At 63.2% G+C, this 25363-nt stretch carries 21 protein-coding genes; 6 read left to right on the top strand and 15 right to left on the bottom strand.

What is annotated here, in order from left to right; translation table 11 throughout:
* Positions 1-358 precede the first annotated feature (358 nt).
* Complete coding sequence (locus tag HGA39_08120; protein NTW29308.1) at positions 359-2032, top strand: FAD-dependent oxidoreductase; 1674 nt, start codon at positions 359-361, stop codon at positions 2030-2032.
* 100 nt (positions 2033-2132) lie between these two features.
* Here the strand turns inward: HGA39_08120 and HGA39_08115 are convergent, their stop codons facing one another.
* The 14 genes from HGA39_08115 to HGA39_08050 all read right to left on the bottom strand — a co-directional run bounded on the left by HGA39_08115 (position 2133) and on the right by HGA39_08050 (position 17235).
* A complete protein-coding gene (locus tag HGA39_08115) occupies positions 2133-3617 on the bottom strand; it encodes a helix-turn-helix transcriptional regulator (GenBank protein NTW29307.1) in 1485 nt (494 codons plus the stop codon).
* Between the two features lie 181 nt (positions 3618-3798).
* Positions 3799-4263 (bottom strand): metallophosphoesterase family protein, encoded by a 465-nt coding sequence (locus tag HGA39_08110; GenBank protein NTW29306.1) that lies wholly within the window; start codon positions 4261-4263, stop codon positions 3799-3801.
* Between the two features lie 41 nt (positions 4264-4304).
* Positions 4305-5558: a SufD family Fe-S cluster assembly protein gene (locus tag HGA39_08105; GenBank protein NTW29305.1), complete on the bottom strand. Its 1254-nt coding sequence runs from the start codon at positions 5556-5558 to the stop codon at positions 4305-4307.
* The gene (locus tag HGA39_08100) at positions 5558-6304 is read right to left on the bottom strand and encodes an ABC transporter ATP-binding protein (protein NTW29304.1); all 747 of its coding nucleotides are present in this window, start codon (positions 6302-6304) and stop codon (positions 5558-5560) included. Before HGA39_08100 ends, HGA39_08105 begins: the two co-directional genes overlap by 1 nt.
* 75 nt (positions 6305-6379) lie before the next feature.
* Complete coding sequence (locus HGA39_08095) at positions 6380-7090, bottom strand: response regulator (GenBank protein ID NTW29303.1); 711 nt, start codon at positions 7088-7090, stop codon at positions 6380-6382.
* On the bottom strand, positions 7083-8381 hold the full coding sequence (locus tag HGA39_08090) for a histidine kinase (GenBank protein NTW29302.1): 1299 nt from the start codon (positions 8379-8381) through the stop codon (positions 7083-7085). Before HGA39_08090 ends, HGA39_08095 begins: the two co-directional genes overlap by 8 nt.
* A gap of 17 nt (positions 8382-8398) precedes the next feature.
* A complete protein-coding gene (locus HGA39_08085; protein ID NTW29301.1) occupies positions 8399-9217 on the bottom strand; it encodes a GNAT family N-acetyltransferase in 819 nt (272 codons plus the stop codon).
* Positions 9214-10047: a sulfite exporter TauE/SafE family protein gene (locus tag HGA39_08080; protein NTW29300.1), complete on the bottom strand. Its 834-nt coding sequence runs from the start codon at positions 10045-10047 to the stop codon at positions 9214-9216. The genes HGA39_08085 and HGA39_08080 overlap by 4 nt, the downstream gene beginning before the upstream one ends.
* A gap of 7 nt (positions 10048-10054) precedes the next feature.
* A complete protein-coding gene (locus tag HGA39_08075) occupies positions 10055-11308 on the bottom strand; it encodes a glycosyltransferase (GenBank protein NTW29299.1) in 1254 nt (417 codons plus the stop codon).
* A 109-nt stretch (positions 11309-11417) separates the two neighbouring features.
* Positions 11418-12446 carry an AmmeMemoRadiSam system radical SAM enzyme gene (gene amrS / locus HGA39_08070; protein ID NTW29298.1) on the bottom strand — a complete coding sequence of 343 codons (1029 nt, stop codon included), beginning with the start codon at positions 12444-12446 and terminating at the stop codon, positions 11418-11420.
* 67 nt (positions 12447-12513) lie between these two features.
* Positions 12514-14319 (bottom strand): diguanylate cyclase, encoded by a 1806-nt coding sequence (locus HGA39_08065; protein NTW29297.1) that lies wholly within the window; start codon positions 14317-14319, stop codon positions 12514-12516.
* Positions 14320-14337: 18 nt separating this feature from the next.
* Positions 14338-14880, bottom strand: coding sequence for a QueT transporter family protein (locus HGA39_08060; GenBank protein NTW29296.1), 543 nt, complete (start codon positions 14878-14880; stop codon positions 14338-14340).
* 45 nt (positions 14881-14925) lie between these two features.
* A complete protein-coding gene (locus tag HGA39_08055; protein NTW29295.1) occupies positions 14926-15951 on the bottom strand; it encodes an aspartate-semialdehyde dehydrogenase in 1026 nt (341 codons plus the stop codon).
* Positions 15952-17235 carry an aspartate kinase gene (locus HGA39_08050; protein ID NTW29294.1) on the bottom strand — a complete coding sequence of 428 codons (1284 nt, stop codon included), beginning with the start codon at positions 17233-17235 and terminating at the stop codon, positions 15952-15954. It lies immediately after the preceding gene.
* Positions 17236-17512: 277 nt separating this feature from the next.
* Here HGA39_08050 and HGA39_08045 point away from each other — a divergent pair, with 277 nt between their 5' ends.
* From HGA39_08045 to HGA39_08025, 5 genes are all read left to right on the top strand, one after another.
* Entirely contained in the window at positions 17513-18874 is a 1362-nt protein-coding gene (locus HGA39_08045; GenBank protein NTW29293.1) for a hypothetical protein, read from the top strand.
* Positions 18871-20325 carry a hypothetical protein gene (locus tag HGA39_08040; protein ID NTW29292.1) on the top strand — a complete coding sequence of 485 codons (1455 nt, stop codon included), beginning with the start codon at positions 18871-18873 and terminating at the stop codon, positions 20323-20325. Before HGA39_08045 ends, HGA39_08040 begins: the two co-directional genes overlap by 4 nt.
* Before the next feature lie 85 nt (positions 20326-20410).
* Entirely contained in the window at positions 20411-20947 is a 537-nt protein-coding gene (locus tag HGA39_08035; GenBank protein NTW29291.1) for a PadR family transcriptional regulator, read from the top strand.
* A gap of 68 nt (positions 20948-21015) precedes the next feature.
* On the top strand, positions 21016-22746 hold the full coding sequence (locus HGA39_08030; protein NTW29290.1) for an ABC transporter ATP-binding protein: 1731 nt from the start codon (positions 21016-21018) through the stop codon (positions 22744-22746).
* Positions 22743-24731 (top strand): ABC transporter ATP-binding protein, encoded by a 1989-nt coding sequence (locus tag HGA39_08025; protein ID NTW29289.1) that lies wholly within the window; start codon positions 22743-22745, stop codon positions 24729-24731. Before HGA39_08030 ends, HGA39_08025 begins: the two co-directional genes overlap by 4 nt.
* Positions 24732-24816: 85 nt before the next feature.
* Here the strand turns inward: HGA39_08025 and HGA39_08020 are convergent.
* The coding region (locus HGA39_08020; GenBank protein NTW29288.1) for a hypothetical protein at positions 24817-25363 on the bottom strand (547 nt) is incomplete at its 5' end.

Genomic DNA, 25363 nt, shown 5'->3' with positions numbered 1-25363 from the left:
GGGCAGAGCCGCCGAGATCTGCTCGGATGCGGCGACTCTGACATTGTCAGCGCACATCTGTGTTGATGGCCTCTCGCTATCAATCACCACTCCGCGGGTGCCCCCTGCCGCATGCGCCGCTGTTGCTCCGGCGCTTGTAAGGCGGTTCGCCTTACAACAAATCCTCCTGCAAGCCGTAAGATACGCCGCTTTTCAGGACGCCTCGACGGTCCCTTCGCCATAGGCTCTACGAGGATCCGCTTCCGCCGCCGAGAACGTACGGGACCGCCACGAGGATGCGAGGAGGCTAGAGAGAAGGCCCTGGCGGAAGCGAACCGACACGCTCAGGAAAAAGGGACAAATAGGAGGGCTGAAGGCAATGAGCAACATCCAGATCAACAGACGCGATTTCTTGAAAGGAACTCTCGCCGTTGGCGCCATTACTGCCGTTGGCGCACTGGCCGGCTGCGCTTCGGGCAAGGCGGATGCCAGCAATACGACGTCGACCGCGACCAAGCACACGTGGGAAACGGCTCCGAACGCCATCACCGACATTGCGAAGACCGAGAACTACGACGTCGTGGTCGTCGGTGGCGGCATGGCCGGCTGCGCTGCCGCCATGTCCGCAGCGGAGAGTGGCGCGAAGGTTGTCCTTGTCGAGAAGACCAAGAGGCTCAGTTTCCGCGGCATCGACTACGCCGCTCTGGCATCCAAGACCCAGCAGGCCGCAGGCATCGACCTCAACAGCCAGAAGAGCGAGATCGTGAAGGAAGCGGAGCGCTGGGCCGGTGGACGCGGCGACGAACGTGTCCTTCAAGTCTGGGCCGACAACTGCAACGAGGCGCTTGACTGGGTAGCGAACCTTCTCGTCACTTATGGGAAGACGACCATCGCGCCGATGCCCCGCGAAATGCAGGAGATACCGCACGCGAAGTACTTCCACTACGCGTGCGACGCGTTCCAGATCGTGCCCAGCCCCGAACAGCTCCAGAGGGGGTCTGAAGCCGCCTACGAGCCCCCGTTCGCGATCGCATGGGCCGACGCCTACAGCGCATATGCGCAGAAGCTTGGGGTCACGATCAAGTACTCAATGACAGCTGCACAGCTGATCAAGGATAAGAGCGGCGCGATCGCCGGTGTCGTGGCGCAAGATGCGAGCAAGACCTACACACAGTTGAATGCGAAGAGCGTGATCCTGTGCACCGGAGGATATGGCAACGATCCCGAGATGATGGACGCCTTCATCCCCAGCCATGCCGACGAGATGATAGGTACACTGACCCCGCCGAGCAACACCGGCGACGGAATCCGTATGGGCGCGTGGGTCGGCGGAGCGATCGACCCCATCCCCCACTGCCCGATGTACTTTGACGAGGCGATCGAGGGGAAGACGGGCAACCGTCCGATCCCCCTCACCAGACAGCCGTGGCTCTACCTCAACGATGATGGTGAGCGCTTCGAGAACGAGGATCTGCCTTATGCATATGTCTGCCGCGGTATGTTCCAGCAGAAGCGCAATATGCAGTGGACGGTCTGGGACAGCAAGTGGCCGACCGAGGGTCCCAAGATGGGAATGGTCTCATGCAAGGACTTCCGCGGAGCCCTGCACGACCCGGCAGCGATCGAGGCATTCATCAAGGATGGCACCATTCTTTCGGGCAACACGCTCGATGAACTGCTCGGCAAGATGAAGGGTCTCAACACCCAAACCGCCAAGGCGACCATTGCGCACTACAACGAGCTATGCGCGGCCGGCGTGGACACCGACTTCGGTAAGCGCAAGGAGTGCCTCAACTCAATCACGAAGGCCCCGTTCTATGCAGTACACATGGGCGCCCAACTGCTTGTGACTCTGGGTGGACTTCAGATCAACCACAACCTCAATGTGATTGACAAGGACGGCAATCCGATCCCCGGGCTGTGGGCCGCAGGCAACTGCTCGGGCAGCTTCTTCTTCAATGACTATCCGATCGTCCTGGCGGGCCTGAGCCATAGCCGCGCAGTGACCTTCGGACGCCTAGCCGGTAAGGCCGCGGCAGCCACCAAGGCATAGATCCGGCACAATACGTGACCGAATGACAGAGAGAGTCGCCTCTAACCGGCGGCTCTCTCTGTTTCGTGAACGCCCTGACAACGCGGATGCCAGCGTGGCTCTATGAGTTCCTATGCCACTCGATGCTACTCTCGACCATATCGATCAATTCCTGTCGGGAGTGAACTCCCAGCTTGTTGTAGATCCGGTAGACGTGCGTCTTGGCCGTCCCGTGGGCGATGACGAGCTTGCCCTCGATGTAGGCAAGGCTTCTCCCCTTGGCCAACAGCTCCATGACCTCGCGCTCTCGCCTGGTCAATGCTGCGCGCTCTGAGATCTCATGGTAGCTCAGCATCAGCAGATCCTCGTCGGGCGCAGACAGGGCGTTTGCCTCCTCCAGACCCCAGGCGCCGAGAACATCTCTCGCGCTGAGTACTATGGAGGTGAGTAACACGAGCGCGATCACAGCGCCGACTGCGACCCAGGTCAACCCTTCCGACGCCACTCCGATCCTACCCGCGAAAAGGTAGCCCAATAGCATGCCAATGAGCATGCTGCCTTGGGCCAAGCCCCTTCCGCACCCGAAGACCTTCAGTGGGGATATCCCGGATCGGTTGGCCAAGTCGGAAAGCATGATCCATACGAGAATGTCAAAACATACATAGCCGGCGGTGACTGCGGCTCCGGCCAAGTAACTGCGCGACCCGCCGAGAAACGGCAGGAGAAGAAAGCCGACGACAAGCAACGGTAACACCGGCCGATAAGTGAAGCCCAAATCGAGATCTCTCGAGAAGAGAATGGATCCCAAGGTGATCAGTACGGCAGCGATACCTCCCCCGAGAAGCGACCACGCGTATGTCGAGTTGAACGCGGCGGCGGATCCCGGCAGGATCAGTCCCTGCATCAGCCCGAATGCCGCACCGTAGAGCCCGATGGCCAGCGAGAGCCTCCAGGGGATCGGAAAGACCCGAGTACTGTGAGCGCGCAGGATAGGAATGGCCGCCGGGATCCGAAGCAGACTCAGAGCCAATACTCCGGCGGCGCACAACGGCAATGCCGCCAACGCAATGATCGCTGCTACCGGGCGCAGATTCACGACAACGAAGTAGAGCGCGATCGCAAGCGCAAATGCAGCGGGAATGTAGATACTCGCCCTCTTGGTCCCGATCGAACCGTAGAACTCCCCGCACATGAGTAGAAGCGGAGCATTCCCGACTCCGGTCAACGCCGCAGCGCCCAGAAGCACAACCATCGACAGCGAGTCACCAGCGGAGGCTCCCACGAGAGCAATCGTGGCGGTCCCCACGGCGACGAGCAACGGAGAGAAGATCAGAAGGATCTTCCTCTGCGATGACGAGATCGGTCGCGTGAAGAAGAGCCCGACCGCAAGCAAGACTACCACGTCAACACCAAGCGAGACCGTATAGGAGAGCCGCGCCAATGCGACCGGAGACTCTGCTGTCGGGAAGAGCAGCGTGCTGGAGGACGTGAGCCAGATCCAGGTCATGATGAAGCTGAGCCCAAGGTACCTGATCGGCATCCACCACTTGGGACCGACAGAGTCCGGCACCACCGGCACCTCGTCTGGTGTTTGACTCGGAGTCATTGTCTCCCTGGCTGGTATCGATACGGCCAGATCCTGGCACACGCGGAGGGCAGGTCCGCGCAGGGCTACTCGCTCGACACAGTCTGACACAACAAGCTCACGCGCGTGCCGATTTTCGAGTGTCGATCACAACCCACCCATCGACGCCTTGTATGTTGCTGCCAGCCTCTCTCGTCGTCCATCATGGCATTCCCAACTCCACGATCCGTGCACTGACCTGCCCGTCGTCCCCCACCTCGAGGATCCCCACACTGGTGCTCGGCATCCTTCGGCGCTGTGTTGCCGATCCCGGGTTCACCGCAAGCACATGGTCGCGGCGACCCACCACCGGGATGTGCGAGTGTCCGTACACCACCACATCGACATCGACGGGCGCCGAGCCGAGATCCGCAAGGTTGTGGATCGCCAGCACCCTCACTCCCGCAAGCCGCATGCGCGCAACGCCCTCAAGCAGCCAGCCGGGGATTGCGCGGTCGCAGTTGCCGAGAACCGCCGTGACCGGCGCGATGGTCGAGAGCTCCCAGAGCACGTCGGCGCGCCCGATGTCACCGGCGTGGATGATAGCGGCCACGTTCTCGGCGCGAAACACCTGCAGCACTCGCGGGTCGAGGTAGCCGTGCGTGTCCGAGATCAACCCCGCGCGTATCACTGGCCATCACCTCCATCGCGAGCAAGCGCGTGCGATCGCTACATCGCTTCCTTCGAAGTCTCCCCCAGCGCCTTGTCGATCTGCTTGCGCAGGACGTCGGGCAGCCCGGGGATGTCGATGTTGACGAACCCGCGTGTGATCATCGAGACCGCCTCGTCTTTGGGCACACCACGCGTCATCAGATAGTAGATCTCCTCGGCGGCGATGGGCGAGATGGCGGCTTCGTGCGAGAGTTCGGCTCCGGGGGCGCCAACGCTTGCGAGGTCCGGGATCGCCCACTGCGTGGACTCAGGCGACTGGACGATGCCTCGGCAGTCCAAGTGAGCCTTGCAGTCGTTGGTCCGGCCGATGAGTCGACCGCGTGAGTACACGGTCGAGCGATCCATCGACACGGTGCGCGCCACAGCCTCGCTGCGGGACCCCTCGCCGATGAGCTGCGCCTCGCTGCCGAGGTCGATGATCGAGTCCTTCAGCCCATAGACGATCGAGTTGAAGATCGCGGTCGAACGCTCCCCCACCAACTTCGCAACGGGGAACGCTTGGATCGACTTCACAGGCTTCAGGAGTACGTAGTTGTTGATGTAGACGCCATCGTCTTCCACGATCACGCCGGTGCGCGGGCGGACGGTGAAGTCCTCGGCCCAGTTGTGCACCATCGTGAAGGTGAGCTTGGCGCCCTTGCCCACGTAGAACTCGGAGATGCCAGCGTGCAGGCCCTCCTTCACGTTATGCGTGATGTTGCAGCCCGTGATGACGTTGGCCTCGGCGCCATCCTCGAGGATGATCACGTTGTGAACGTTCTGGCTGACGTTGCTCTCGCTGACGAGCAGGCACGCCTGAATCGGCTTCTCGACCTTGCGGCCGGCCTTGACCCGGATGAAGTAGCCCTCCGTCTGGTGCAGCGCGACGAGCGCCGTGTACTTGTCCTTGCCCGGGTCGACCGCGCGCCACCAGTACTTCTCGAGCAGCTCGGGGCCGTAGAGCTGCAGGGCCTCCTCGGTGCCCATGATCTCGATGGCGTCGTCGAACGCTTTCTCGACGCGCTCGTAGATCGCCGTGCGGTCGCGCTGGAAGTACGAAGCCGAGCGCTCACTTTCATCGGTGACGAAGCCGCTCATGATCACGGTCTCTCGGATCTGCTTGTCGAGCGACGCGAGCGAATCAACCTTGTCCTGCTCGGAAACGGTCGTGAAGCGGGTTATGTCGATGTCCGGCCCAAGGGCGGCGGGTTTGTCGATCGCAGCCGTGGCTGCCGCGCGTATCTCTTCGAGACGCCCTTCGGCGCCTGTCATCAGCTCGTCTGCATGCATGCCGCACACCCCGCACACTTCTCGTAGCCGTTCTGTTCGATCTCTTCAATCAGGTCGAATGGGTTGCCGTGGCAGGCAAGCCGGCCATCGAACAGGATGTGCCCCACATCGGGGTTCACGAACTGCAGGATGTGCCCCGTGTGCGTGATGATGAGGCCAGAGCGCTTCTTCTCGGCGACGCGGCCGCTCTTGAGCAACCGATTGATCGCCCCGCCCACGACGGCGATGTTGTCGAGGTCGACGCCGCTCTCCGGCTCGTCGAACAGCGCGAGGTCGGGCGACTGTGCGAGGATCTGCGCCATTTCGGAGCGTTTCGCCTCGCCTCCCGAGAACCCCATGTTCACGTCTCGGCCGAGCATATGGCCAAGGTTCAGGTCCTGATCGAGTTCGGCGACGTCTGCATCCGTGATCTTGCCGTGCGAGGCAACCTCGATCAACTGGCGCAGCTTCACGCCACGCACGGCGGGCGGCCGCTGAAACGCGATCCCGATGCCGAGGCGCGCGCGTTCGTCGATCTCCAGCTCCGCGAGGTCGACGCCCTTGAAGAGGATGCGGCCTTCGCTGATCCGATAGCCCGGCAGGCCGACGATGGTGTTGAGCAGCGTGCTCTTGCCGCCACCATTGGGGCCGAGCAGCACGTGCGTCTCGCCCTCGCGGATGACGAGATCCACACCACGCAGGATCTCACGCTCCCCCACCCACACGTGCAGGTTCTCTATTTGCAGCAACGGTGCCGGTCGTTCAGCGGTCATGGGTCACCTCGGTCGTAAGCGGGCATTTCTAGTCGGCCGTAGAACTCGGCCCTAAAGTCCCAGCGCTTTCTTCAGCGAGGGCACTCGGCGGCGCGACACCGGAATCTGCGTGCGCGCTTCATCGGCCAGTGTAAGCACGAGCGTACCCCCGTAGAGCGGGGCAACCTCTTTGACGCGGGCGAGATTCACAAGATAGCGGCGATGGATCCGGAAGAATCCCGCCGAGTCGAGCTTGGCCTCGAGCTGTGCCAGCGACAACGTCGAAAGGAACCTGTCGCTCGTCGTGTGAAGGTAGCTGTAGTCGTCCTTCGCCATGACGTAGAGGATCTCGTCGACGCTGATCAGCAGCTTCCTGCCCGCTTTCTCCACAGGAATCCGCTCGACCTTGGCTGACGCGGGTTCGAGTGCCGGAGCTAGACGTGCGATCGCCTGCTTCAGGCGGCTGAGCTCGACCGGTTTCATGAGGTAGTCGGTCGCGTTGACCTCGAATGCCTTCACGGCGTGCTCACTATGGGCGGTGACAAACACCACCGCGGGCGGTTTTGAGAGTCCTGAAAGCGCGGCCGCCAGTTGCACGCCAGTCAAACCGGGCATCTGGATATCGAGGAAGAGTACGTCGTAGGGGATCGCCTTGATGAGCTGGAGCGCCTCGACCGCGTTGCCTGCCTCGCCCACAACCTCCACTCCGCCTGCTTCGCTCAGGAGGAAACGAAGCTCGGAGCGGGCCGGGGCCTCGTCGTCTATGACCAGTGCTTTAAGCATTGCTGCCTCCATCGCCGACATGAGCGAGCACGAGTGAAACAGTGGCGCCTGCACCCTCAGTGCTTTCGATCGTGACTCCGGAGCCGGGACCGAAGTGCCCCTTAAGTCTATCGTCAACATTCTTGAGCGCAATCCCGAGTCCCCGCCCGTACCCGGACTCAAGCACATGGGGCAGACTAGCCGCCGAGATCCCCACGCCATTGTCGGCGATATCGATATACACGCTGCCGTCCTCACACGCACGTGATGACATGCGGATGGTGAGCACTCCAGTCGGCCGCATCCCATGCGCGACCGAGTTCTCAACGACGGGCTGCACAATGAAGGCCGGGACGAGAAGCTGGCGGTGCTCGGGCGCAATCGCCTGCTCGACTTCGATCCGCTCGCCAAAACGCGCCTGCTCGAAGGTGAGGTAGCGAAGCGTCTGCTCCAGCTCGGTCTCCAGCGGAATCAGTTCTTCGCCAGACTCAAGAGTCCGCCGGTAGAAGGCCGCGAACTCCCTCAGCAGCACCCTGGCTCGAGTTGGGTCCGTGCGAATCAGAGACGCGATCGTGTTGATCGTGTTGAAGAGGAAGTGCGGGTTGATTTGCGCCTGCAGCGCTTTGAGCTCCATGCGGGTCGCAAGCTCTGTCTGACGCTCAAGTTCAGAAAGCTCAAGCTGGGTCGAAAGCGTATCCGCGAGACCCTCGGCCATGGCGATCTGCGTCTCGTTGAGCAGGCTGGGCGTCGTGTAGTAGAACTTGAGGGTGCCGACCGGCATACCGCGCATCATGAGCGGAACCACGATCGCCGCGTTGAGATGACAGTCCTCTCTCGGACAGCCGATCTCCTCCTTGGTCGCGAGGATGCGGATCTCACCGGTCTCGAGCGACTCGCGCGTGCCGCGGGTGATGATCGGCCCGCCAACCGAATGGTGATCCTCCCCGATCCCCGCGAACCCGAGCACGTCCGCCATGTTGGTGATGGCCACGGCGGCGGCGCTTGTCTCGGCGAGCACGATTCCGCACACGGCCTGTGCGCTTTCCGGAGTCAGCCCGCGGCGCATGTACGACAGCGCTTCGTTGGCAACCCGCATCATCTTGTGCGACTGCAGTGCCCGAACGTGATCGGGGCGCGAGGCGAATCTCGAGACGACCAGCACCACAGCCGAGACGACGATGCCCGTAAGCCCCAGGATGGGAACCCACCGCGCGACGTCCACCGTGACGATTCCCACGTACGTGATAGCCGAGAACACAACGATGGCGGCGACCACAAGGATGTCGACAAGCGAGCTGCGGTTGTCGTTCAACTGCTCTCCTCTTTGAGTCACGCGTCACAGACTGCCAGTGCATAGCGCTCGTCGAGCTCGCCGAGCCCTGCGCCGACATAGAGCGACCGCGATGCCACGTTTTCTTCCTGCGTACACAGCGTGAGCGTCGCCGCGCCGAGATGCGCGGCCCACGCGGCGGTTTCGGCAAGGAGTGCCCGGCCGAGTCCGCGGCGTCTGGCGCTTGGCGCCGTGCACAGCCTGCCGAGCGATACCGAACCCCGCATGGCAGTGGCCAGAGTATAGCCGATGAGTTCGCCTTCGGCGGTCTCGGCGACCATAAGACGCTCGCGGCGGGTCAACACGACAAGGTCGTCCTCGGAGTAGCGCCAGAACTCGTCGAAGCAGTCTGCGTCGATCTGCGCCAGAGCCGCGAGATCCGAGAAGGTTCCGTGACGCAGCCGGACTCCCGAGGGGAGACCAGCAGGGCAGATCACACGCGGTGAGCCTTGGATCGCGACGAGACGGTTGGCGACCTGCATCCCGGCCCGCACGTACCCGTCCAGAAACGGCTCCGGCAACAGCGGCGATAGCGCGCGGTCGAAGCCGCGCGAACGCGCGACCTCACGGGCGTCGGCGACAAAGGCCGGCACATGGCGATCGGAGCACCACGCGGAGCGGATCGCGAGGACGTTACTGTGCTCCCGCCACCTGCCGAGAATGGCCGCCTCTCCGCGCGAAGTCACTCGCACCCGCCAGGGAGCCTCGGCCTGATACGCGTGCAGCTCGCCGATGGAGCCCATCAGCTGGGCCGCGTCCACGACCGGCCAGAGGCGCGCGCACTCCTCGGCGGTCGCAGCCCGGGGATTCGCGCTCATCGCAGGAACCCGGCGAGCTCGCTCGCGCCCAGCCACACGCCGACCAGCACCAGTAGGGCGGCAAAAGCGATCTTGACGCTGCGATCGCTCGCGCCCAAGGTGATCCGCGCGCCCAGCCACGCCCCGGGAACCACACCGAGCGCAAGCGAAAGCGCGATCGCCCAATCGATGTGACCCAGCAGCGCGTGAGTGATCGTGCCGGGAATCGCGAGAATCGAGATCGCAAGCAGCGAAGTCCCTATCGCACGCTTGATGTCGAAATGGAGCCACCGGGTGAGCAGCGGCACCAGCACGAAACCACCGCCAAGGCCGAGGAAGCCGGAGTAGAAGCCCGTCAACGCACCGACGGCCAGCAGCGAGCCCCACGCCGGACGGGATTGGGGCGCCTGCGGCGCTCCCTCCGGCGGCGAACTCACGGCTGCGAATGCCTCGGCCTCCTCGCCACCCTCAAGCCCGAGGCGAGGTGGACGCACAAGAGAGACGATCACATCGGCAGCGACATAGAGGATGAGCATCGCCGTCGCGATAAGGACGACCTCGCCCCCGACAAAACGAGTGGCATAGGCGCTAGCCACCGCCACCAGCGAACCAGCCAGTCCGCACGCGACTGCCGTGCGAACGTCGATGATTCCTCGGCGGTAGTAGTTGTAGGCACCCGTCAGCGCGCTTGGAAGGATGACAGGGAGCGGAGTGCCCACAGCAATCAGCGCCGGCGCGCCCAAGATCAGACGAATCGCCGGTGTGGTGACTATGCCGCCCCCGATGCCAAACGCGCCCGAGAGCACCCCCGATACGAATCCGATCCCGAGGGTGATGGCGGTTTGGCGCATACGTCGCCTAAGTCGGCACGACGGGGAATCTCCCCGTGATCGCAGTGCGGTCTACTCGGCGCTCACCACTGAAGAGCGACTTCAGAGCGATGTCGTCCCACAGACCCGCCATCAGAATCGGCCAGCGACGCTGGAACTCAAAGTAGTTCTGGCAATTCTCCTGCGCATACTTGCCCGCGTTGGGTGCCACGCGCAAGCCTGCGTTGAAGTAGTCGCGGCCGCCGCGGAGCACCCGCAAGAACGCCGTCAGTGTGGCTCGCCGACCGATGGAAGAATGGATGAAGTCACCAGGATAAGGCGACAGGGAGCGAGCAGTGACTTGACGCAGGTCGACCTGGGACTTCGCGAACTCGATCTTGCGCTGTTCATAGATGAACCGGTAGACGTCTTGGGAGAACCTTACGGACTCGGAGACAGGTTCGGGCGGCATGTGCACGACAGACCATTCGTTGTCCAGATACACCCCGCCGCCGTGCATCCGGGCATTGATGACGTAGTCGGCGTCCTCGCCGCGCAAGACCCAAGGATCGAACGACACGCTCACAAACATGTCCCTGTGCAGTGCAAGGCAACCGCCGAAGGCAAGCGTCGCGTGTTGGATGCGCGGAGACCGCATCATGACAGCCATCGTCTCGTTGAACGCGTCGCGCTGACGCCAGAACATGTCCGACCAATGCGTCTCGCCGACCTGCTGCCAACGGCCGTTGGTGTCCGTATAGAATCCCGACTTCGCCAACAGCGCCCGCCCATCGTCGAAGCGCGCGCCCAGACCGTACATTGCCTTCTTCAGAAAGTCCGGCGAAGTCACGACTTCATCGTCGTCCAAGAACACCACAGCCTCATAGCCCAGTACCGCGGCGGCCATGAGCCCGACGTTGCGCACCGCGCCGTATCCGCGCAGTCTGACGCCGTCGATCATGTCGGCGAACTCAAGCTGCTCAAGGCGCCTGTGCAGGCTGCCCAGCTCGGCGGGGCCGAAGACGAACGCGTTGATGTCAGGGAAGTCGTCGACGATCTCACGAACACGGTCCTCGGCGCGATGCTCGATGGTTTCGTCGGTTGCTGCTGCGATGATCAGAACCCTGCCGAGCCCCTCGACCTGCTCGAGGGAGCGCAGACAGTCGCCCAGCGTGCTCTCGGCATCGATCGGGGTGGGGTGATCGTATACTGAGGTGAGATCGTCCAGCGCAGCCGTATGGGAGCGCCCACGCTTTGACTTGGGCCGTGTCCAGAACGTCGGGATGATGATGAGTGGTTCCACGGTTGCAGGATCTCCCTTGTCGGCGGGCCATGCACAACACCAAGCGTTCAGACCCCGTACATAATAGCGCTCAGGAGCGAAGCATTGTGTAACGGAGTCTGTGCGGATTCTATGTGCACTTGCCGATCTTCAAAGCGAGATCCGTGCCGCACGTCGAGCACGCGCCGCTGTCATCGACCGCCCCGATGCTCGTCCGGTATCCGCGACGTTGCACGGCTACCACGCCACACGTGGGACACACGGTGTCCTCGCCTCCCGGCTCGTCCACATTGCCCAGATAGACGTAGCGCAACCCCTTCTCGGCACCGATTTCGCGGGCGCGCCGGAGCGTGGCGATAGGCGTCATCGGCAGATCGGCGAACTCGAGGTACGGCACGAAGCGGGTCACGTGCCATGGGGTGTCAACGCCGAGCTCGGTTGCGATCCACTCGGCGATCGCGGCCAGTTCAGCGTCAGTGTCGTTGATGGTTGGGATGATGTTTGTCACGCACTCGACGTGCATTCCGTGCGTATGCTTCGCGCGCACCGCCTGCTCGCGCACCGCCTGGGCATGTGGAATGTGGCAGATGCGTTTGAAGACCTCTTCCGAGAACCCCTTGATGTCCACGCGCCACACGTCGATAACCTCGGCGAAGAGATCGAGCCCTGCCGAGGTGACGTAGCCGTTGGTGACCATGATGGTGAAAAGGCCGTGCCGGTGAGCAAGCCGCGCCGCATCCAGCACCCACTCGAGCCAGATCACCGGCTCGTTGTAGGTGAACGCCACGCCCTCGGCCCCGGCGTCGAGAGCCATGCGCACAGCCTCGGCGGGCTCCACGTGACGCAGCGCCACCGTGCCGTCATCTCCCTTGGGACGCGAGATCTGCCAGTTCTGGCAGTGGCCGCACCGCATGGTGCACCCCACCGAGCCAAACGACATCACATGCGTCCCCGGGCGGTAGTGGAAGACCGGTTTCTTCTCCACGGGGTCAAGCGCAATCGAACTCATGAGCCCATAGGTGAGCGCCCGCAGCGTGCCACCCACAACCCCGCGCGCTCCGCACACGCCGCGCGCGCCCTCGGCGATGAGACACGCATGCGGGCACAAGCCGCAACGGACGCGATCGCCTTCCGTCGTGCCGAGCAAAGCGTCATGCATGGCCGGCCCCTCCGAAAATGAGCGCCGAGAATCCCTGCCTGGGGGAGTATTCCCACCTAGCGGTGTGTCAGCCCAGCGCGATCTCCACGCGGTTGCGGCCGCCGTGCTTCGCGCGGTAGAGCGCGGTGTCGGCTGCGGCGATGAGGTCGCGTGCCGTTGCGTGCACTTCGCCGAGCGCCGCCACGCCGAAGGAACTCGTGACGCGCACCCGCCGCTCATCCCCTACGTCGATCTGCTGCCCACTGAGCGCCGCGCGCAGCTTCTCGGCCACGGCCCAAGCGTCGGTCTTCGTGGTATCGGGCAGGAGGATCGCGAACTCGTCGCCGCCATAGCGCGAAGCGATATCGCTTACGCGCAGTTCGGCCCGCAGCAGCACGCCAAACTGATCGAGCACCGCATCACCAGCCAGATGTCCATAGCCGTCGTTGATGCCCTTGAAACCATCGAGGTCGCCCATGATCAGCGAGAGCGGGCTTCCGTATCGCTCGGCACGCGCGACCTCCTCGGCGAGGCGCTCGTCGAAGAGCCGACGGTTACCCAAGCCGGTCAAAGGATCGGACAGGGCGTTTTGCGTGAGTTCCGCGCGATCCTTGTCCATCAACTTGCGTTGCGCAGGAAAGCACAACTCCCAACTGGAGACGCCGAGACAGACTGCGGCGGCGTGCTCGACGCATGTGTCGTAGCCGCACGCACCACAGTCGATGTCTGCGAACCCAATCGCCGCGAGCGTGTCGTCGATCTGCTCCGGCGAGAGCGTGCGGCTCGATGATGCCGGACATGCCGAGAACACGCGCGCCAACTCGACCTCCGGCAACGCTCCCAGAAGCTCACGGCTGTCCACGACGGATCGCGGCTGGCTTTCGCGCTCTGCGACGACGATGCTGCGCTTCGCATGAACCGACAATGCCGGGTTGGTCGCAGGACCATCGATGCAGCCGTCACAGCAAAGCATGTCCACCATGCCGGGAGCCACATCGCCGCGCTCGATCTCGGCCAACAGGTCATCAATGTCTTTGAGGCCGCGCACTACCACGAGGTCGCCGGAGCCGTACGTGCCGCTCGCAGCGAACGCCTGCCGAGGGAAGCCGTCGGTAAGCGATATCTCCTTGGGAGACTGCGGCCGCCAGATCGACGACGTTTCAGGTTCACGCTCGGGCAGCGAAACACCGTCCAGCATCCGAAGGAGCTCATCGAAGCCGATGGCCGCGTCGATTGCATCCGCAAACTCATTCCTGCGAGCCTCGTCCTTTCGGGCCCAGCACGGCGCGACATAGACGACGGCTGTTCCTTGCGGATAGAGCGCCTTGACGAGCCGGGCGTGCGCGACGTACGGAGACACGATCGGCACGAGCGCGCCTACCAGCCCTGGGTGAAACTGCTGCACCCAGGAGACCGCTACCGCGCACGTCGACCGCAGCTGCACGTCGGACTCTGCGCGCTGCGTCATGGCCCTCTCGTACGCTGCCGCCACCAGCTCTTCGCCAAGGACGGTAGTCTCGATCGCCGAGAAGCCCAGATCGAGAAGCTCCAGCTCCACCGACTCGGGAGTGCGCGGATAGAGCGCCGCGATGTACTCGGAGGCAAGCATCGCCACAACCGGCACCCCGCTCGCAAGTAGGTCGCATACCTGCGGCACATCGTCGCGCACAATGTAGTTGCCGGAACTGCAACCGGTGACGCACATGCCGCATTTCACGCACAGCAACTCGTCTATCTCGGCGACGCCGCCCACAACGTGGATCGCGTGTGCGGGACACCACCGGACGCATCCCCAGCAATGGGGGCATTCGGAGAGCGAATGGCGGATCAGCGGCTCTGGCTGCGTGCTTGGTGCATCGAAGCCACCATCGGTACTAGGTTCTACTAGCGACACGCAACCCCCCTCTTCATCTCAGTGCCTCCAAGCGGGCCCTCTGAGCACTTCCCCAAGCCCGAGACGCCTCAGCCCCGTCAGTAGCGGCAGGCCGAGACCGTAGACGACGATGGCCTCGCCAATGGCGATTGTCACCACGCCAAACAGGTACATCGCCAACCACTTGCCTTCGAAGTTTAACTCCAACAGGGGAATCTTGTAGAGTCCGAGTCCCTTGACCAGCAACGGCAGGTACGCCGGAACGATCAGAGCGTTGGCGAGCACCGGCCCCAGCAGGGCGAGACGTGGGCGGTCGCGGAATCTCCACGTCCACATCGCCCCCAGAAGTGTGCCGAGCGACCCGAACACCACGTCGAGCAAGGCGAGCGGATTCCCGCTCGACGCAAACGTGAACAAGTTGGCGGCCACCGACCCAAGCGCCAGGCCCGGAATAGCGGCCGGCGTGAGGCACGCCACCACCGTGACCGCCTCGCTCAGGCGCAGCTGTATCGGCCCCCATCCCAGGAAGCCGAGAAACTGGACGGTGAGCAAAGTCAGGGCACCATACACGGCGGCAATCATCCCCGCCTGTGCGATGCTGCGAGTTCTGGTCACGTATAAATCCCTTTAGTGGCCGAGCAAAGCCTCGGCGATCTGGACGGCGTTCAGCGCAGCACCCTTGCGGATCTGGTCGGCGACGACCCACATCGAGAGACCGTGGGACACCGTCGGGTCGACGCGGAGGCGACCGACGTAGGTGTCGTCGGTGCGCTCGAGCAACGCGGGCATCGGGTAGGTCTTGGTCGCAGGATCGTCGAGCACCGTGATCCCGGAAGCGCTCTCAAGCGCCGCGCGGGCGGCTTCAAGCGTGACCGGACCGTCGAACTCAACGTTGACCGACTCGGAGTGGCAGCGCAGTACCGGCACGCGCACGCATGTGGCAGCGACTTCGATGCTCGGCGCGTGCATGATCTTCTTGGTCTCGACGACCATCTTCCATTCCTCTTTGGTCGAGCCGTCCTCGAGGAACACATCGATGTGCGGGATGCAGTTGAAAGCGATCCTGTGCGCAAACTGGTCAACAACCAACTCGCGACCCTCGAGGAAGTCGCCGGTCTGTGAGTACAGCTCGTCCATCGCCGCCTGGCCCGCGCCGGAGGCAGCCTGGTAGGTCGACACGACGACGCGCTTGATCGGCGAGATATCGTGCAGCGGCTTCAGGGCCACCACCATCTGGATGGTCGAGCAGTTCGGATTCGCGATCACGCCGGAGTGCCACGCAAGGTCTTCCGGATTGACCTCCGGGACCACCAGCGGCACGTCAGCCTCCATGCGAAACGCCGAGGAGTTGTCGATCATGATGCAGCCGGCGTCCACAACCGCCTGCCGCATCGCCTTGCTCACGCCCGCCCCCGCCGAGAACAGCGCGATATCGACGCCTGCAAACGACTCCGACGTCATCTCCTCGACGACGAGCTCACCACCTGCGTACGGGATCATCCTGCCGGCCGAGCGCGCGGAAGCAAGCGCGATCACGCGCGATGCGGGGAAGTTGCGGCCCTCAAGCGTCAGCAGCATCTCACGGCCCACAGCGCCGGTAGCGCCGGCGACGGCGACGACGGGGTTCTCGGGAAGGATCTTGGCCCACGCCATTTACTTCGCACCTCCGCAGCAGGAGCCGGACCCACACCCGCAGCCGGGGGCGGCCTCGACGCTGACTTCATCTTCGCCCAACCCGAACGCCTTGTGCAGCGCGCGCACGGCCTCTCCGACTTCATTCGCCGAGATCACGCAGCTGATGCGGATCGGCGACGTTGAGATCATGTACAGATTCACACCCGCCTCGGCAAGCGCCGAGAACATCGAGGCCGCGACGCCGGGATGCGTCTTCATGCCCGCGCCGACTAGGGACACCTTTGCGATCGACTCGTCGACCGAGTAGTCGCGTGCGCCGAGCTCCGCGACAACCTCGCCGACGGCGCGCTTGGTGCGGATCAGGTCGTCCTTGGGCACGGTGAAGGAGATGTCGGTCGTACCCGCCTCCGAGACGTTTTGGATGATCATGTCGACGTTGATGTTCTCCGCCGCCATGCGCGTGAAGACCTTCGCGGCAACACCGGGGGTGTCGGGCACGTCTCGGAGGGTGATTTTCGCTTCCGAGATGTCGTGGGTGACTCCTGAGATGATCGCCTGTTCCATGGTTTCGTCGGCCTCCTTGACGATGGTGCCGGGGTTGTCGTTGAAGCTTGAACGGCAGTGGATGACCACGCCGTGGTTTCTCGCGAACTCGACGCTGCGCATCTGGAGGACGCCGGCGCCGCTGGCGGCCATCTCCAGCATCTCCTCATACGACAGCGCGTCTATCTTGCGGGCGTCGGGAACCACCCGCGGATCGGCGGTATAGACGCCGTCGACATCGGTGTAGATCTCGCAGACGTCGGCGCCGATGCCTGCCGCCACGGCGACCGCGGTCGTGTCCGAGCCGCCACGGCCTAGCGTGGTGATGGTGCCATCCGGCGTCGTACCCTGGAAGCCGGCGACGATCACGATCTTGCCCTCGGCGAGCGCGGCCTTGACGCGGTCGGCGCGCACCTCGGTGATCTTGGCTTTCGTGTGCACGAGGTCGGTCATGATGCCCACCTGCGCACCGGTGAACGACACCGCGTCGTGCCCCTCGGCGATGATCGCCATCGCAAGAAGCGAGCACGAGACCTGCTCGCCGGTGGAGAGCAGCATGTCCATCTCGCGATCGGGCGGATCCGTTGATATCTCGCGCGCGAGTGTCACGAGTTCGTCGGTCACATGCCCCATCGCCGAGACGACCGCGACCACGTCGTTACCCGCAAGTCTGCGCGCGATCAGGCGGCGCGCCACCGCGCGGATTCGATCGGTACTGCCGACGGAGGTCCCGCCGAACTTCGCTACGACCAGTGCCATAAGCCTTGCCCCTCGTGTGATGCGTGCCGACACGCCACGACGGCGTCGCCGGAATCTGCCGGGATCTCGACCAGTCTAAAGGGAAGCGCCCCGGCTCGCCACCGTCCCGGAGAAACTCGCACGTTGCGCGACCGCAGTATTACGGGACGGCACCATGGGTCGTGCGTCTGCCGCCGCCGGCGCACTACACGGTATACTTGCTCGGCATGCTTTCAGCGGCCAGTTCGAGCGTGGCCGACACGAACGTTCACTTGGATTCGAAAGGCAGACGCACACGATGACCCAGGGCGCCGTCGTACGCCGATCGAAGGCAGAGCTTTTGGCTCTCGGCGCCTTTGCGGCCCTGTGCGTGCTGGTGCCCCTCGTTCCCGGCCGAGTGATGCTGGGGCCCATCCCGCTCGATGCCGTAACGTTGTCGGCGCCTCTGGTGCTTGCGTTGTCGATCCCGTTTCTGCGTCGCCTTGGAGCCAACCGAATCCCCTTCTCCCCGCTTGAGTTGCCTGCGCTCGTCTTCCTCGGCATCACACTGATCAGCGTCGTGTTCTCGGAAGGCGTGCTGAGTTCGGCGCTCACGTGGACCCGCTACGCCACTTACATCCTGCTGCTGGTGGTCGCATCGGCAGTGGCCATGAGGCCCGAGAACCGCCGGCTTCTCACGTGGACCGTCGCGCTCACCAGCCTCGCGACCGTCGCGCAGGCGGCGTATCAGTTCGCGCGCCCCGACGCGCTGGCGAAGTCGTTCGCATTCTCCGCCGAAGTCGGAGCCCGCGTAACGGGGTCGTTCGGCAACCCGAACTCCTACTCCGAGTACCTCGTGCTTGCGTTCGCTCTGACCCTGTCGCTCGCGCTTGCCGAGAAGGACTGGCGGCGCTGGAGCGCCGTGGCGATCCTGCTGGCCCAGTCCTGTGCGCTCGTGCTCACGTACACTCGGGGCAGCTGGCTCGCTCTTGGTCTGGGCGTTCTCGTCGCCGCGCTCATGATCGACTGGCGTCTCGCCGGCGCATTCGTCCTGGCCGGCGGCGGGCTTCTGTCGATCGTGCCCGGCGCTATGCAGCGTCTGACGTCGATCTTCGCCTCCGAAGGCGGCGCATCGGTACGTCTCCCGCTGTGGAACCTGGCGGTTGAGATGTTCCGGCTCCACCCGTGGACCGGCGTTGGGCTGGGCGGCTATGTGACCGCGCTCATGGCGCAGATCAAGGCAACGCCGTCGATGCTCCCCGCCGGCGTGACCCCGATGAACGCGCACAACTCCTTCTTGACCCTCGCCGCCGAGACGGGCATCTTCGGTATCGCCGCATTTGTCTGGTTCGTGGTCTGCACGGTCCGCAGCTGCTTCACCTACGCAAAGAAGCTGGTCCGGGGCTCGGCGGCATGGCTGATCAATGCGGCGCTGAGTGTGGGGGTCATCGGCTACACAGCCAACGCCCTCACCGACAACTCCTTCCAGAACCCGCGGGCCGCCGTGTTCTACTGGCTGCTTCTCGGCTTGATGTGCGCCAACGCCGCGCAGGCTGACGGCGGCGAGACGCAAGGCGCAACCGGGGCGTGGCCGGCTTTCAGAGCGAAGGTAGCGCGGGTCCTGCTCGGCCGCGGGGCCGAGGGCGCGGCAGACCTCGAGCCGTGGGGAGAGCGCCGATGAGCCGAGAGCGCGTCGTTCGCTCGAAAGCCGAGTGGGCCCTCATGGCCGCGCTCGTGCTGCTGGTCGCGGTCGCTCCTCTCATCGCAGACCTCCGCGTCAAGATCGGTTCCGTTCCGGTCGAGCCGGTGATCCTGGCGATGGCGGTCGCAATCGTCGCAGCGATTCCTTTCCTGCGACGTCTGGGTGCAAGCCGCCTCCCGTCAAACCCCATCGAGATCCCTGCACTGGCCTTCATCGGCTTCTCGGCGCTCACGGTGCTCTTCTCGTCGTCGATCGCTTCCTCCGCGCTGACTTGGGTCCGCTACGCGATGTACATCGTCGTGGCGCTGGTCGTGGCCGCCGCGTGCGTGCGTGCCGAGAACCGCCGGCTGCTCTCCTGGGCGTTCATGGCCGCCGGCGTCGTCACAATGGGCGTGGCGGCCTGGCAGCTGCTTGTGCCGACGGCAGCCTCGATGCAGTTCGCCGTCGATGCCGAGGCCAAGGTTCGCGTCTACTCCCTGTTCCACAACCCAAACCCCTACTCCGAGTATCTGATGTTCTACATCGCAGTAGCGCTCGTGCTGGCCATGAAGGAGCGCGGCGCACTCAGATACCTTGCGGGTGCGCTGCTTGCATGCGGCACTGTGACGCTGTTCTTCACCTATACGCGCGGAAGCTGGCTCGGGCTCGCAGTGGGCGCAGTGATCGGCCTCTCGATGATCAGCTTCAGAACGCTGATCGGCTTCGCTGTGAGCGGCGGCGTACTGCTGCTTGCGGTTCCCGGAGCGTTGCAGCGCCTCGTGACAGGGCTGACCGTCAACGACTCGACAGATACGCGCCTGGGCCTTTGGAACCTTGCGGTCCACATGATTCAGACACACCCCATCACCGGAGTGGGGCTGGGACGCTACGACGAAGTCACCAAGCTGGTGCTGCTGGCTATCCCGTCACTGGGCATCGGCCTCGATGCGATCACGCCGCACAACTCGTACCTGCTGCTCGCCGCCGAGACCGGGGTTCTCGGCGGCCTGCTCTATGCGTGGCTGATCTGGCGTGTGTGCCGCATGGGGCTGGCCTACGGCAGGATCGCCTCAGCGGACCGTCACGTGCGAAACGAGGTCGCGGGCTACACGATCGCCATCGTTGGCTTCGCGTTCGCCGCGCTCACGAACAACACGTTTCAGAACCCTCCCGCGGTCATCTTCTTCTGGGTGCTGCTGGGCATGCAGATGGGCACCGTGTACCGGCTGCTCGCCGTGAGAGTTCCTGAGGCGGATGCTCAAATCGGCGCCAAAGCAGAAAGAGTGAAGGGCGCATGGCTTCGCTCCCTCGGCGAAACATGGCGTCGAAGCCCGTTGTTCGCCATGCCGAGAACCGGCGGGCGCCTGTTGGCCTCGAGCCGTCTAGGTAGAACCGTTCTTGGGCCGGGCGCGACAGATGTTCCGGACCTCGCGGATTGGGATGCCCGCTAACTCTCCCGGCACTGCACCCTTGCAGATCACTCCCGATGGTATTACGATATATCGCGTTATACTTCCGACATGATCCGAGGCCTCTATGTTTGACTGCGAACACTCGGGCAAGCCACAGCCGAGATTCCACCCTCCCTTCCCTCCGCCGTGGGGTGCCAACCTTGGACCATTGGGAGGCAACCCACGCGCGAGACGTGGCGACGTTCAGACCGCCATCCTCGGCCTCATTGCCGAGAAGCCCATGCATGGCTACCAGATCCTCCAAGAACTCGCCGAGAGAAGTGGCGGCGTTTGGAAACCGAGCCCCGGCTCGGTCTACCCCACATTGCAGCTGCTCGAAGATCAGGGTCTGCTCACCAGCGAACAGGCCGGCGGCAAGCGTGTGTTCTCCCTGACCGATGAGGGCCGCGCGAAAGTCGCCGAGCAAAGCGGCGAAGCGCCGTGGGATGAGTTCGCCTCGGAGATCGAGCGCCTCTCTCCCTCCCGCGAAGCTATCACGGGACTGATGGTCGCCACGTCTCAGGTGCTGCACGCCGGCTCACCCGAGCAGGTCCGCAAGATGGTCGAGGTTCTCGGCGAGACACGAAAGAGTATCTATCGGATCTTGGCCGAGGACGAATAGCTCTTTTGGGGGATGGTTCGTCAAGCAAGGGACCGCGCGAAGCGGCCCGGAGAGGGATGAAGAAGCATATGCTCAAACTCCTGATTAGGTACCTTAAGCCCTATTGGAAGGCTCTGATTCTCGTGGGGGTTCTCCAGTTGGGGCAGTCGGTCGCGAACCTGTATCTACCGCGGCTCAACGCCGACATCATCAATAATGGCGTCATGGCCGGTGATACGGACTACATCCTGCGCCGCGGCGGACTGATGCTGCTCGTAACGCTCATCCAGGCCGTCGGCACCGTGGTAGCCGTGTATTTCGGCTCGAGAACAGCGATGGCGTTCGGGCGCGATATGCGAAGCGCGCTGTTCCGCAAGGTGGAGAGTTTCTCCCAGAAGGAAGTCAATCTGTTTGGGACTGCCACGCTGATCACACGCAACACCAACGACATCCAGCAGATCCAGATGGTGATCGTGCTCATGCTCAACATGCTGATCGCAGCACCGATGATGGCGGTTGGTGGCGTGATCATGGCCTTGCGTGAGGACGTGCCGCTCTCGACGATCATCGTGGTGGTGGTTCCGCTGCTGGCGATCGTGGTCGGCACCATGCTAGTCAAGGCGCTTCCGCTGTTCCGCTCGATGCAGAAGAAGATCGATGAGGTCAACAAGGTCATGCGCGAGAAGCTCGCCGGAATCCGCGTCATCCGGGCGTTTGTCCGCACCGACTACGAGGCGCGTCGCTTTGATGTGGCGAACCTCGATCTCACGGACACCTCACTCAAGGTTAACCGCATCATGGCCGTGATGATGCCAACGTTGATGCTCATTTTCAATGTCTCCACGGTCGCCATCATGTGGTTCGGCGGCCTGCGGATCGACAGCGGCGCGATGCCAATCGGCAACCTCACCGCATTCCTGTCCTATGTCATGCAGATTCTCATGTCGGTCATGATGGCGACCATCATGTTCGTGATGATCCCACGCGCAGCCGCCTCAGCCGACCGCGTCCAAGAAGTGCTCCTGACCGAACCATCCGTGATCGATCCCATCACCCCCGCCGAGGAAACCGGATCCCGCGGCTACCTCGAATTCGACGACGTGAGGTTTGGCTACCCCGGCGCCGAGGACCTGGTGTTGCGAGGCATATCGTTCTCGGCGTCCCCGGGTGAGACCCTCGCGATCGTGGGCAGCACAGGCAGCGGCAAGACGACGCTCGTCAACCTGATCCCCCGCTTCTACGACGTCACAGGCGGCACAATCCGCGTTGACGGCGTAGACGTGCGCGACATGAACCGGGATCGACTGTGGGGCAAGATCGGCTTCATCCCCCAGAAAGCGTTCCTGTTCAGCGGCACCATCGGCAGCAATATCCGCTACGGCCAGCCCGACGCAACAGACGAGGAAGTCTGGCATGCCCTTGAAGTCGCTCAGGCCAAGACGTTCGTCACAGAGACCGAGGGCGAACTCGAAGCGCCGATCACCCAAGGCGGCACGAACGTATCTGGCGGACAGAGGCAGCGTCTGGCCATCGCTAGGGCGCTCGTCAAGAAGCCCGAGATCTACGTGTTTGACGACAGCTTCTCGGCGCTCGACTTCCGCACCGACTCCATGCTGCGGGCCGCGCTCAAGCACGAGACACACGACGCGACGGTGATCATCGTCGCCCAGCGCGTCAGCACCATCATGACCGCGGATCGCATCGTTGTTCTGGACAAGGGCTGCATCGCGGGCATGGGCACGCACAAGGAACTCATGGAGTGCTGTGAAACGTACCGCGAGATCGTGTACTCACAGCTCAGCGAGGAGGAAGTAGCATGAGCGAGCCACGCGAGGCAGCACCTACGCCCCGACGCCGCCCGCCCGGTGGCGGAGGTTTTGGCGGCGGTCATGGTGGCATGATGATGGCGTCCACCGAGAAGAGCCAAGATTTCGCCGGGTCACTCAAGAGGCTGGCAGGGCACCTCAAGCCTGAGCAACCCAAGATCATCCTGGTCGTCGTTCTGGCAATCTTCAGCGTCGCGTTGAGTATTGCCGGACCGAAGATACTCGGCCAAGCGACGAACATGCTGTTTGAAGGCGTTATCGGCAAGCAGGTAGGGGCGATGATGCCGGGTGCCACCAAGGCACAGGCAATCGATGCCTTGAATGCCGCCGGACAGACCCAGCTGGTGCAGATGCTTTCGAGCATGAACTTCACGCCGGGAGTGGGTGTGGACTTCAACAAGATCGGCCAGATCCTGCTCCTGCTCCTCGGCATCTATGTGCTCAGTTCGCTCTTCAGCTGGCTGCAGCAGTACATAACCGCGGGCGTCTCACAAAGGACGGTATACCAACTGCGGCGCAGCGTTGACGACAAACTCGCGCGTCTCCCGTTGAAGTACTTCGACACCCATTCGCGCGGCGACATCTTAAGCCGAGTCACCAACGACATCGACAACATCGCGAACTCGCTGCAGCAGAGCCTGACGCAGCTGATCACCGCCTTGCTGACCATTATCGGCGTCTTGGCAATGATGTTCTCGATCAGCTGGCAGCTCGCGCTGATCTCGCTTCTCACCCTCCCGGCCGCCGTGGTTGTGACGATGTTCATCGCCAAACGCTCGCAGAAGCAGTTCGCCGCCCAATGGGAGCGTACCGGCACACTCAACGGCCATGTCGAAGAGATGCACACGGGCCACAGCATCGTGAAGGTGTTCGGGCATCAGGAAGAAGCGATCGAGAAGTTCGAAGAGGAGAACGACGGGCTCTACGAAGCCAGCTTCAAGGCGCAGTTCATCTCCGGCACGATCATGCCCTCCATCACCTTCATCACCAACCTGAACTACGTCGCTATCGCGGTCATCGGCGGATTGCGCGTTGCGCAGGGCACGCTGTCTCTCGGCGATGTACAGGCGTTCATTCAGTACTCTCGGCAGTTCACCCAGCCGATCACGCAGACGGCGAGCATCGCCAACGTGCTGCAATCGGCGGTCGCTTCAGCAGAGCGCGTCTTCGAACTCCTTGACGAAGCCGAGGAGAGCCCGGACCATGCGCATCCGGCTGTCCTGACGCGCGTTGAAGGTCATGTGGTGCTGGAGGACGTATCGTTCCGCTACGAGCCCGAGAAGCCGCTCATCACCGATCTCAGCGTCGAGGCCAAACCTGGTCAGACCGTCGCAATCGTCGGACCTACGGGCGCCGGCAAGACCACGCTCGTGAACCTCCTCATGCGTTTCTATGAGGTTGACCACGGCCGCATACTCATCGACGGCGTCGACATCTGCCAGATGACGCGCGACGACCTGCGCAAGACCTTTGGCATGGTGCTGCAGGATGCGTGGCTGTTTTCCGGCACGATCCGAGACAACGTCGCCTACGGGGCGGAAGGCGCCACCCCAGAGCAGATCCTCGCCGCTTCACAGGCGGCCTACGTCGACCACTTCGTGCGAACACTACCCGACGGCTACGACACGGTTCTCGACGATGACGCCTCGAACATCTCGCAGGGCGAGCGCCAACTGCTCACCATCGCGCGGGCGTTCTTGGCCGACCCGGAGATACTGATTCTCGACGAGGCCACGAGTTCCGTGGACACCCGAACCGAGGTGCTCATCCAGAAGGCGATGTCCGAGCTCATGAAGAACCGCACGAGCTTCGTCATCGCCCACAGGCTCTCGACGATCCGCGACGCCGACACGATTCTCGTGATGAACGAGGGCAAGATCATCGAGCAGGGAACGCACGAGGAGTTGCTCGGCAAGCACGGGTTCTACTACGATCTCTACAACAGCCAGTTCCTCGACTCGTTCGACGAGGCCATGTAGAGCGCAGGTTGATTGAGCCGATACCCTAGGGACGCCCGCACGTGAGGGCGTCCCTCTTGATTTCGCGCATATCCGCATCTTTCAACTATTGGGTGGGATCTCCGAAGTACAGCCGATAGAGCCCCGAGAAGGAGGTCACTCCGGCGAAGTGCGGAGTGTAGAGGTAGAGCGAGAACGTAGAGGCGTTGGTCGGGGCGACCGGGACTCCGTCCACGTTGATAGACACACCCTGCTGCCAGTATGCGCGGTTGACGGAGAGCGTCTTGGCGCCAAACCAGACCTGGTTGCCGAAGCCCTGATACTGCGGGTAGGTGGTACTGTCGGTCTTGCCGCATCCCATCGCCCAGTCGTACGCATACTGACTCGGCGATGTTGCGGCGAGGAGCGACTGCTCTTTCTGCAGCGTCACCAGAATGACCTTCGGGCTAACTCCCCATGCCTGGGCCGCGTCGGCGATGATCTGCGCGGCGGTCTTGGTGACGCCATTGTGGTCCGGTGCCGAGTACGACTTGAGCGTTCCGGACTGCGCGTTGAGGAACGTCTGAATACCGGAAGCGCTCAATGACCCTGAGGCCAAGAATGCCGAGTCCGAAATGACGGTTGCCGGGTTGAACGGCCCGTTCGCTCCTCCG

The organism is Coriobacteriia bacterium, assembly GCA_013336165.1.
Classification (GTDB): domain Bacteria; phylum Actinomycetota; class Coriobacteriia; order Anaerosomatales; family JAAXUF01; genus JAAXUF01.
The sequence above is the reverse complement of the archived record's forward strand: the minus strand, read 5'-3'. Positions and strand labels throughout refer to the sequence as shown.